Annotated in this window: 9 protein-coding genes, 1 pseudogene and 1 riboswitch; of the genes and pseudogenes, 1 reads left to right on the top strand and 9 read right to left on the bottom strand. The window is 61.6% G+C overall.

Features of this window, described 5'->3' with window-relative positions:
• From LPW29_RS14290 to LPW29_RS14320, 7 genes and pseudogenes are all read right to left on the bottom strand, one after another.
• Positions 1–258, bottom strand: a 258-nt coding sequence (locus tag LPW29_RS14290; RefSeq protein ID WP_238628567.1) for a hypothetical protein, incomplete at its 3' end; no start/stop codon positions are given.
• Positions 259–302: 44 nt separating this feature from the next.
• Positions 303–884 (bottom strand): annotated as a pseudogene (locus tag LPW29_RS14295) (energy-coupling factor ABC transporter ATP-binding protein); the annotation flags it as partial.
• Between the two features lie 65 nt (positions 885–949).
• Positions 950–1,729 (bottom strand): cobalt ECF transporter T component CbiQ, encoded by a 780-nt coding sequence (cbiQ, locus tag LPW29_RS14300; protein ID WP_238628569.1) that lies wholly within the window; start codon positions 1,727–1,729, stop codon positions 950–952.
• A gap of 3 nt (positions 1,730–1,732) precedes the next feature.
• Positions 1,733–2,320, bottom strand: coding sequence for a hypothetical protein (locus LPW29_RS14305; RefSeq protein ID WP_238628570.1), 588 nt, complete (start codon positions 2,318–2,320; stop codon positions 1,733–1,735).
• Entirely contained in the window at positions 2,317–2,934 is a 618-nt protein-coding gene (cbiM, locus tag LPW29_RS14310) for a cobalt transporter CbiM (RefSeq protein ID WP_238628571.1), read from the bottom strand. The genes LPW29_RS14305 and cbiM overlap by 4 nt, the downstream gene beginning before the upstream one ends.
• A gap of 4 nt (positions 2,935–2,938) precedes the next feature.
• Positions 2,939–3,730 carry a DUF4198 domain-containing protein gene (locus LPW29_RS14315; RefSeq protein ID WP_238628572.1) on the bottom strand — a complete coding sequence of 264 codons (792 nt, stop codon included), beginning with the start codon at positions 3,728–3,730 and terminating at the stop codon, positions 2,939–2,941.
• 144 nt (positions 3,731–3,874) lie between these two features.
• Positions 3,875–4,077, bottom strand: a riboswitch (cobalamin riboswitch).
• A 320-nt stretch (positions 4,078–4,397) separates the two neighbouring features.
• Positions 4,398–5,504: a cobalamin B12-binding domain-containing protein gene (locus LPW29_RS14320; RefSeq protein ID WP_238628575.1), complete on the bottom strand. Its 1,107-nt coding sequence runs from the start codon at positions 5,502–5,504 to the stop codon at positions 4,398–4,400.
• Between the two features lie 153 nt (positions 5,505–5,657).
• Here LPW29_RS14320 and LPW29_RS14325 point away from each other — a divergent pair, with 153 nt between their 5' ends.
• Positions 5,658–7,793, top strand: a complete 2,136-nt coding sequence (locus LPW29_RS14325; protein WP_238628573.1) for a putative bifunctional diguanylate cyclase/phosphodiesterase — start codon at positions 5,658–5,660, stop codon at positions 7,791–7,793.
• A 171-nt stretch (positions 7,794–7,964) separates the two neighbouring features.
• On the opposite strand, the gene LPW29_RS14330 is transcribed toward LPW29_RS14325, so the two are convergent.
• A complete protein-coding gene (locus LPW29_RS14330; protein ID WP_238628574.1) occupies positions 7,965–9,491 on the bottom strand; it encodes a cryptochrome/photolyase family protein in 1,527 nt (508 codons plus the stop codon).
• Entirely contained in the window at positions 9,488–9,652 is a 165-nt protein-coding gene (locus LPW29_RS14335) for a DUF2256 domain-containing protein (protein ID WP_238628576.1), read from the bottom strand. Before LPW29_RS14335 ends, LPW29_RS14330 begins: the two co-directional genes overlap by 4 nt.
• Positions 9,653–9,806 lie beyond the last annotated feature (154 nt).

Below are 9,806 nucleotides of genomic sequence, written 5' to 3' on the forward strand. Positions count from 1 at the left end.
AGGATCAATGGCATAGTGATCGGCAGGGACCGTGGGACCGGCGTTGTTGAAGAAGCGAGGCATGACCGCAGTATAGGACGGAATCTCGCTGGTAAACCAATGCCTGCGTACAACAGACAGGGACAGGCCTGCCCGCGAAGAAGTGCGGCACCGCGCTTCAGCTCCATGCACTCCGCCTTTCGCCACCGTGAGCGGCTCCCACGGTGCTATCACCTTGACTTGCTGCTTGACCCGGACAAGAAGAGTTTCGTAGATCACGCCATCAAGGCTGAAGGATCTGTGATCCTCGATATTCTACGCAATCAGGCCGCCTTGAGGCTTCCGCCGCTCAGCATCACGGCGCGCGGAGCGACCGCCTCGCGGAATGCCGGATCGTGCGAAACCAGCAGGACCGACTGAGGCAACGCGTTCAGGATCGCGACAAGCCGCGCCCAGTTTTCCTGATCGAGCGCGTTGGTTGGCTCGTCCAGCAACAGCACCTCGGGGTCCATTGCAAGAACCGTCGCGAGTGTGATCAGGCGCTTTTCTCCACCCGAAAGGTGATGGGTGATGCGGTTGCGAAGGTGCATCAGATCCAACCTTGCCAACACATCGTCGACGATGGCCAGCGCCTCGTCTCGGCCTCGGCCAAGATTGAGCGGGCCAAAGGCGATGTCCTCGGCGACTGTCGGACAGAAGAGCTGATCATCGGCATCCTGGAAGACGAGACCGACCCGGCGGCGGACATCCTCGAAATCCGCCTCGGCCTTCCGCAATGCACCCAAGATGCGTACCTCTCCCGCGTCCGGCCTCAGAAGCCCCACCACGATCTTGAGCAGCGTGGACTTGCCCGCACCGTTCGGCCCGATCAACGAGAGCCGTTCGCCCGGAGCGAGCACCAGTGAGGCGTCGCGCAGCACCGGCTCTGCGCCCGGATAGGCAAAGTGGATGCCGCGAAGGTCGATTTGCGTCACGCGAGAAACTCCAGCGCAACGAGCGCTGAGGTCGCGATAAGCGCGATGGCAACGAAGGCGGCGTCCGATCGGGTAAAGCTGACCTGCTGCAAAAGGACTATCCGCCCCGAAAAGCCCCGGCACTTCATGGCGCCAAGAATGCGTTCGGAGCGTTCGACAGCGCGCACCAGCATCATGCCGACGAGGTAGCCGAAGCTGCGATAGGTGTGCCAGTTCGTGCCGGGCCGGAAACCGCGCACTTTCATCGCGGTGCGCAGGCGCAGGTATTCCTCGCGCAGAACGCCGATATAGCGGATCGAGAACATCAGCAGGTGGACCAGTTTCTCGGGCATCTTGAGCGCATGAAGGGCATACCCGAGCGTGACCGGTTCCATGGTGCCCACAAGGACCAGCAGCGCCAGCACGACGGCATTGGCCGTCAGCGCGATTTCGACCGCAAGCGCGATCCCCTGCCAACTGGCGGTCAGACCCCAGATGGTGAAAACCGGGTCGCCGGAGACCGAAAAGGGCAGGATCACAAGCATGAACAGGATAAAGCCGTCCATGGCCGCCATTCGTGTCAGCGTCTGCCGCAGCGGCAGGTGCGCGGCGAGCAGTAGCACCATAGAGAACACGAAGGCGAGCGCCAGCACGTCCAGCCGCGAACCGGCAACGACGGCGATGGCATAGACACTTGCTACCACGATCCGCAAACGCGGATCGACCGACTCAAGCCAGCCGGGAACCTCCCCGGTCGGACACAGCGCGGCCTGCTGTGGCGACAGCACGTGCGCCATGGGTCAGGCTGCCAGCCTGCGGCGGGCCGCAAGGTAGAAGCCCAGCCCGAAGAGGCCGACGATATAGCCGATCCCGCCAAGGATCGACTGGAAATCGTTGTGGTTCTTGTAGGCCATAATCTCTTGTCTGAGCGGGTGCATCTCCCGCCGCACAATCTCGGCGATGGCGGCGCGTTCTTCGTCCGTCAGAGCGGCAATGGTGACTGTGCCTGCGTCAAGTTCCTCGGGCGTCCCCTCAGGCACAGGGTCGGGCTCCGACGCTGCGACGCCCATGATGGCAGCGACGTCTGCAGCCGGCATTCTCATCTCCGCGACATGGCCCGCGCTCAGATCGGCCCGGAAGACATGGGTCACAGCCTCGGTGGGGGTATAGAGGAAAAAACCATCCTGGTCGGTCATGGTCTCGCCCAGTTTGATCCCTCCGGCGTCGAAGACCTCCACCAGCAAATCGACCGCCATCTCGCCGTTGGAAAAGCCGATCTCGCCCTCGATGTCGCTGCCGGCCGGGAAGACGGAGGAGATGACGTTGTGGGCCAGCCCTGCCACGGGCAGGGCAACAAGCGCAAGCGCGAGGAAAAACCTGCGGATCATGCCCATGTTCCTTTTATCGTGTCGAAGAGGTCTGGTTTGACCTGACGCGCGAGATATACTGCAGCGGCGCACAGCAGCGCCTCGATGACCATCACCGGGATATGGGCGAAGAAGACGAACTTCGCGGCGGGCACGAATGCATCGCCGGACATCACAAGACATATCGCCACCAGAAGTGTCGTGGCGGCGATGGCGAAAGCCCCGCCGACCCCTGCCCAGACCGCGCCCACCACCGGCGTGGCACGCGCGATCAGTGGGCCGAAGATGATCCCCGCCAGCACGGCGGGGAGCGCGATGTTCAGCGTGTTGATGCCCAGTACCGTCAGGCCACCGAAGCCAAAGAAGACGGCCTGCAACAGCAGCCCCACGAAAAGCGCGGGAAAGGCGGCCCAGCCGAGGATAAGCCCGGCCAGGCCATTGAGGACCAGATGCACCGACGACGGGCCGATCGGTACGTGGATGAGAGAGGCTACGAAAAACGCGGCCGACAGCACACCCGCCGCCGGGATCTTTTCGAGCGTCAGCTGCCGAAGCCCCAGCGCGATCCCGCCCACGGCAAGCACGGCGCCGCCTATGACAACCTCGTTAGCAAGCGCCCCGTCGACGATATGCATAACCTTACTCCAGCTCGGTCGCGTGGATCCAGATCACCGCGTCCTGGGACAATTCCTTGCCGTCGAACTCGGTTTCGGTACCTGCACCAAGTGCCGCAAAGCCCCACCAGCCGGCGGTCGGAATGCCGAAGGTGAAATACCCGTTGGCATCACTGATCGCGACCAGCGTGCCGCCCGCGGGCGGGGTGACGGTGGGCTCTGTTGTGGTGCCGCCCGCAATTTCGGGCTCGGACGCCATGTATTCGATCTCGATCTCGGCATCTGCGACAGGCGCGCCCTCCGACAGAACCCGGCCCGTGAAGGTTGAACCCACCAACACGTTGTAGGGGCGGTTCAGCGGCTGGATCTCGGCTGGCAGGCCCATGATGCCGTCCCAATCCGTGGGCAGGCCGTTGCGGTTCAGAAAAACGCGCGTGATCTGCTGGATATAGATGTCCTCGGAGTCCTCGTAATAGGGCTCGGGCACGGTCACCAGAACGTAGTCGCCCGACCGGCGGATCGGGACAGAGCCAATGAAGGCTTCGCCCGTATTCTCGACGCCCTGGAAAGGCGCGGGCTGTAGCGTATCAATAAGGTCGGTGCGCTCGCCGTTGTGGATCATGTAGAACTCGCGCGGCATGGCGAGATCCATTACATATCCATTGTCGAAGGGATGCCAGAAGATCAGCTTGACCGGGATTTCGCCGGGCGTCTCGATCACAGCCTGTTCGGTGTAACTCAGCAGGAAATGTGCCGATGCCGTTATCGGCAGGGCGGCGGCGGCAACTGCCGCAAGAAGGGTTGTGCGAAGGGGCATGTACGTCCTCTTTCGATCGTGCAGCGTGCAGCGCTCGCGCCACGCTTGGAAAAGACGGACGGGGAGATTTGGCGGGAGCGCGGCAACAGAAAGACGAGCCCATGCCAGACGCGTTTCCCCGGCGTCCAGATGACCGCACGCCCAAGGGCATGCGCATAACCGGCAGGTCTCCTGGCTCGCAGTTCACCGCCCTGGCTGGCCTTCCCGGATCGCTCCAGTGGCATCTTCAGCCGGACTCGCCGCTCACAGTTGCGGGGACAGCCGCGGATTCGGTATCAAGACACCCCACCGCGTTCCCTCTTGCCTCCATCCCGGGAAAGGATGGAACCGATCACGCGTGCTTTATGCCCCGTCATCGTCTGGCTGTCAATCTCATTCCTGGCGGGCTTCGGCCATTGCCGCGAACTGGCGAGGCTGGTCTACATCTGCCTTGCAGAGGACGCGCCGGACTTCGACTGGGTAGGCCTCAAATCATGCCCTGGCACGCCCCAGTCTACCAGTCCCGGTGAATCAATCTGGACATCTCCCCACAGAGCCCACCCACACCCTGCCACCGTCCCGACTCCCTCACCGGGGGAATAATCTGCCTCAAATCAGGTGGTGATCAGCGATTAGGGGTGGGAAACAACAGGCGTGGCTCATCGGGATGATTGTTCAAGACCGGTGCTCAGCACCCCCATACCTGGACATCGCCCACCAGTTTCAGGGCATCACGGGCGTTGGCGGCCCAGAGATCCGCACCGATGACCATGGCCAGGGAGGGCACCCTGTTGATCAGGTTACCACCCACCAGGATCAGGGGTTGCAGCCCCACCTGGTGTTGGCGAATCTCCTCAATCAATTCACGCACGGCCCAGAGATGACGAGGCAACGAGACCGTCAGCCCCACAAGATGGGGGTCGAATCGGCGAACTTGCCCCAACAGGGAGTTTCGAGGCACATCCGCTCCCAGAAACTGCACGGACCAGCCCGACATCTCAAACGCATCTGCAATCATCCGCAAACCAATGACATGCCGATTGCCGGGAGGGGCCGCAAACAATGACCGCATCCCGTTCGAGGTGGATGAGGGTCGGCTGAGCAGCAGTTGAGCCATCACATCCTGTGCGATGGAGCTGGCCAGATGCTCCTCGGCTACCGTGAGGCGATTGGCATGCCACTCCTTGCCAACCTCATACAGAGCCGGTTGCAACAACTCATGCTCAGCCTCGATCAGGGTATCGCCCCTGTCCATCGCCTCTTCCAGGAGTGCTGTGGCGGTGCGGCGGTCGCCAGCAATCAGTGCCTGCATGACCTGATCGGCGACCGGATCCACGGTCACTTTGGATGCTTCAATAACACCCGAGGTATTGGCATTCTCCAGAACACGAGCAGCATGGGCGAAAAGTTCGCTCATCCTCGCCCGATTGTCCGCGCAAAGATAGCGCGACAGGCAACCCTCCATTTCCTGTAAGGCATGAAAGACAACGCCAGTCGACAAACCTCGCCGGAGCAGGAGGGACGATAGCCACTGCAGGCAGTCTTCCAGGGGTTCATGGATGCCAAAAACCAGTGCCGGACGGATAAACTCCAGTAAAAAGGTCAGCTCTTCACGGCATCGGTCTGATCCGAACGCCCCGCCGTCGGCGTAGAATTCCGGAAACCGAGCCGTGATACGATGGCTGGAGAAGCGAATGAGTTCCTCTCGATGGTGTTCGAACTGCTGTACGCCCTCCGCATCCAACCTGAACCGGTGGTTCTGATGGGTGAAATCAACGGTCGGACTGGGTATCACCCTGGACAAGAGAACCTCGCTTGAAACACAAACCCAAGTTTTCGGGGCACTGACGCAAGATGATAGCCCATTCCGTCCAGTTTCTGAGCCCGCAATCACCGTCTCCGAGAGCCGCCCATCTCAACCCTTGGACACGGGCGGGGAATGACAGGCATGGACGTGCCTGACCATTACCTGAAACAGGAACTCTACGAACTCATCCGCAAGGATGCTCGGAGCTTTGATTTTCTTCAGAAAGCCACGCTGGACGGGATCTGGTTCTGGGATATTGAACACCCGGATCATGAATGGATGAGCGATGGCTTCTGGACCATGCTGGGGCAGGATCCAGCCACCAAACAGCCGCTGGCCCGGGAGTGGCAATCCCTGGTAGACCCGGAAGATCTGAAGGTCGTCCATCAAGCGCTTGAAGAGCATTTTGCCAACCCCGAACACCCCTTTGATCAGATTATCCGCTACACGCACCGCGATGGCTCGACGCTCTGGATTCGCTGTCGGGGTATGGCCATTCGGGATGATCAAGGACGACCGGTGAGAATGCTGGGAGCACACACGGACCTGACACCCGTCAAACGTGCCCAGGCTGAACTGGAATCCCGAACGCGCGATCTGGCCCGTATAGCCAGGGCGATGGATAACGCTCAGGAAGGCATCATCATCACTGACTCGCAAGCCAGCATCCTATCCGTGAACCGGGCGTTCACGCAGATTACCGGTTATACCGCCCCGGAGGTCCTCGGGCACAACCCTCGCCTGCTCCAGTCGGGCCGACATACACCGGATTTCTACCAGGCCATGTGGCGAGACATCATTCACGCCGGTACCTGGCAGGGGGAGATCTGGAATCGACGCAGAAATGGCGAAGAGTATCCCCAGTGGACCACCATCAGCCAGGTACCCGGGGAGGATGGTCAAATGGACTATGTGGCTGTCCTCAGTGACCTGACCGACAAAAGGCGTACCGAGGAGCGTATCGCCTTTCTCGCCCATTACGATCCATTGACGGGACTGGCCAACCGCCATCTACTGATGGAACACCTGAACCGCTCACTGGCTCACTGCCAGCGAGAGGGACTCCACCTGGCAGTGATCACCCTGGACCTGGATGATTTCATTCAGGTCAACGAACGTGTTGGCCACGAAGCAGGGGATCGAATCCTGCGCAGGGTGGCGGAGCAGTTGAAATCCTGCCTTCGCAAGGGCGACATGGTCGCCCGCCTCGGTGGAGACGAGTTCGTTGTCGTGGCTCAACTACAGCCCGGGATTGACCAGATCCGATGCCTCACGCAAAAAATGCAATCCAGCCTGCCCCAGACGCTGGATGATGAACTCCAGCGTCTGGGCCTGACGGCCAGCATGGGGGTTGTGCTCTCCAGCCAGGGAGACGATGCAGACACCATGCTACGACACTCCCATCAGGCCATGTGTGCAGCCAAACAGACAGGCAGAGGGACCTTCTCCGTATTTGATGTTTCGCAGACTCAGGCAGTTCAAGCACTTCGTGATGAACGTCAGCGCATCCTGCGAGGCATTGAGCAGGAAGAGTTCGCCTTGTTCTACCAACCCAAGGTGGATCTCAAAAGCGGCTGGGTCAGGGGTGCCGAAGCCCTTATCCGATGGTACCACCCGGACAGGGGACTCCTGTCCCCTGACGCCTTCCTGCCGCAGACCGCCGGGACGGACCTGGAGTTCCAGCTGGGTGACTGGGTGCTGACCGAGGCTTTGCGTCAGATGGATACCTGGCGGAGCCTGGGAAAGAGCATCCCCGTCAGCATCAACGTATCGGCAACACATCTGCTGCAACCTGGATTCGCCCGGCGTCTGGAGGAGAAGCTTCAGGAGTATCCTCGCCTGGCTCCGGGTGACCTGGAAATTGAAATCCTGGAAAGCGCCGCCGTGGAAGACTGGCAACGCGCGGCACAGGCCATGCGTGACTGCCGCAACCTGGGCGTGCGATTTGCTCTGGATGACTTCGGTACCGGCTATTCATCGCTGGTGCATCTGCGGCGCCTGTCCCTGGACACATTGAAGCTCGATAAGAGCTTTGTCGGCACCATGCTGCAAAATCCTGAAGATTTCAGCATTGTGGAGAGCGTGGTCAGCCTCGCCATCTCGTTCCAGCTGGAAGCGATAGCGGAAGGGGTGGAAACGGATAACCAGGCGCGTGTCCTGATGAAAATGGGATGTCCGATCGTACAGGGGTTTGGCATTGCCAAGCCCATGGAGGCCAGCCGGATCATTGCCTGGGCACAAGATTGGGAGCAGTCTGGCCTGTGGAAGGGGCTGTAAGCGGAGCGCAAGGGGTGCCGCGCTCACCGGCGCCAACCTCTAGCGGGTCCGCCGCGAACAGACGATCAAAGCAGTCCTCAGTGATCGCCAAAGTCGACAAGGCCCGCGTCAGCACGAGCAGATCCTCGCCGTGGTCATCCCGCATTGCATAGCCACTCAGCGCGTAAGCGCTCACAACGTGTCCAGCCACTCAAGCAAGTAACGGGCATGGGTCAGCGTGGCATCGCGCTCGGACTCGTCCATGCGCTGCCAGGCGCGGTAGGGCATGGCCATGCGCGGGTTCGCGGCAAAATCTGCCTCGTGGCGGAGCATGAAATCCCAGTAGAGCGCATTGAATGGGCAGGCATCGGGGCCATGGCGGCGGGTCGCCGCGTACCGGCAGCCCTTGCAGTAGTCGGATTGGCGCTTGATGTAGCTGGCCGAGGCGGCATAGGGTTTGCTAGCCACCAGGCCGCCGTCGGCGTACTGGCTCATGCCGCGGGTATTGGGCATCTCCACCCATTCGAAGGCATCGATGTAAATCCCCAGATACCAGGCATCCACCGCGTCCGGGTCACCCCCCGCGAGCAACGCGAAGTTGCCGGTGATCATCAGCCGCTGGATGTGGTGTGCATAGGCCAGGCGCAGGGACTGCCCAATGGCATGACGCAGACAGGCCATGTCGGTCTCGCCGATCCAGTACCAGCGGGGCAAGGGCCGGCGGGCATCCAGGGCGTTGGTCTGCGCATAGTCCGGCATGCGCCCCCAGTAGACGCCTCGCACGTATTCGCGCCAACCGAGGATCTGGCGCACAAATCCCTCGCAGGCAGCGATATCCACCGCGCCTGCCTCAAAGGCCTCCAGCGCCGCATCGATCACCTCCCGTGGATGCAGCATCTTGGTATTGAGGGCGAACGAAAGCCCCGAATGGAACAGCAACGGCTCCCGGGTGCTCATAGCATCCTGAAAACGACCAAAATGCGGCAAGGCCTGTTTGATGAACACCTGCAACCCCGCGCGCGCCTGGGATCGGGTCAACGGCCAGCCCAGCGCATCGGCACCAGGCTCCCCCAGGGTGCGCACTCCGGCGGCAACGATCTCCTGCCAAAGTGCCGAGACATCCGTGGGTATCCATGGCCAGTCCGGGGCAGGAGGTTCCCCCGGCCAGCGGGCCCGGTTGTCGGCGTCGAAGTTCCAGCGCCCACCCACCGGCTTCTGGTGGTCATCCAGCAATATGCCATGGCGGCGGCGCATGTCACGATAGAAATACTCCAGGCGTGGCACCCGCTCGCTGAAGACCTGGGCCAGTGCACCCCGCTCGGAAAGAAAATGCGCCGCATCCACCACCGTGGTGGGCAGACCGAGCCGGGCTGAGGCCTCATCAAGCAGCCGTTCCACGCGCCATTCATCGGCCTCCATGCGCTCGAACCGGGTCGCCTGGTAGTGCGCGGCCAGCCACTGGAGATTGGCGGCGAAGCCCTGCCGATTCCCAGGGTCGCCAATGCGCAGGTAGTGAACACGGTGGCCGGCAGCCTGCAGGGCCTCGGCGAAGCGGCGCATGGCCGCGAAGATGGCCAGCACCTTCTGCGCGTGATGGACCACGTAGTCGGTCTCGCTGCGGATCTCCATCATCACCACAACGCAACCGTCTTCCGGTTGGCGAAACCAGGGGTGCGATGCGTTGAGTTGATCACCGAGTACCAGACGCAAGGTGGTCATGCCGGCCCCCTGCCCGCACCGACCGATCCCCGTTGCCGACAACAGCGCTCGGAACAATAGCGCACCTCATCCCAGACTCGGACCCACTTGCGCCGCCAGGCAAACGGGCGGCCGCAGACCACACAGATCTTCGTGGGCAGGTTGGGTTTGGCGTGGCTCATTCGATGCCCCTGATTCGATCCGAAGGACAGGCCCTGGCAAGACGCCCGCACCGCATTCGGCTGGGGCTCACGCAAGGTCGGGCGGTCATCTGCAGTGTACGCGGGTGGCTGATGTGAACCAATGAAACCTGTCCACTTCAACTCGAGCAGGTTA

It is taken from the genome of Ectothiorhodospira sp. 9100, from assembly GCF_022227565.1.
Classification (GTDB): domain Bacteria; phylum Pseudomonadota; class Gammaproteobacteria; order Ectothiorhodospirales; family Ectothiorhodospiraceae; genus Ectothiorhodospira; species Ectothiorhodospira marina.

Bases quoted from the DNA above. Each gene is read 5' to 3' on its own strand.
- cbiQ (WP_238628569.1), bottom strand. From the start codon at position 1,729: ATGGCGCACGTGCTGTCGCCACAGCAGGCCGCGCTGTGTCCGACCGGG.
- LPW29_RS14305 (WP_238628570.1), bottom strand. From the start codon at position 2,320: ATGATCCGCAGGTTTTTCCTCGCGCTTGCGCTTGTTGCCCTGCCCGTG.
- cbiM (WP_238628571.1), bottom strand. From the start codon at position 2,934: ATGCATATCGTCGACGGGGCGCTTGCTAACGAGGTTGTCATAGGCGGC.
- LPW29_RS14315 (WP_238628572.1), bottom strand. From the start codon at position 3,730: ATGCCCCTTCGCACAACCCTTCTTGCGGCAGTTGCCGCCGCCGCCCTG.
- LPW29_RS14325 (WP_238628573.1), top strand. From the start codon at position 5,658: ATGGACGTGCCTGACCATTACCTGAAACAGGAACTCTACGAACTCATC.
- LPW29_RS14330 (WP_238628574.1), bottom strand. From the start codon at position 9,491: ATGACCACCTTGCGTCTGGTACTCGGTGATCAACTCAACGCATCGCAC.
- LPW29_RS14335 (WP_238628576.1), bottom strand. From the start codon at position 9,652: ATGAGCCACGCCAAACCCAACCTGCCCACGAAGATCTGTGTGGTCTGC.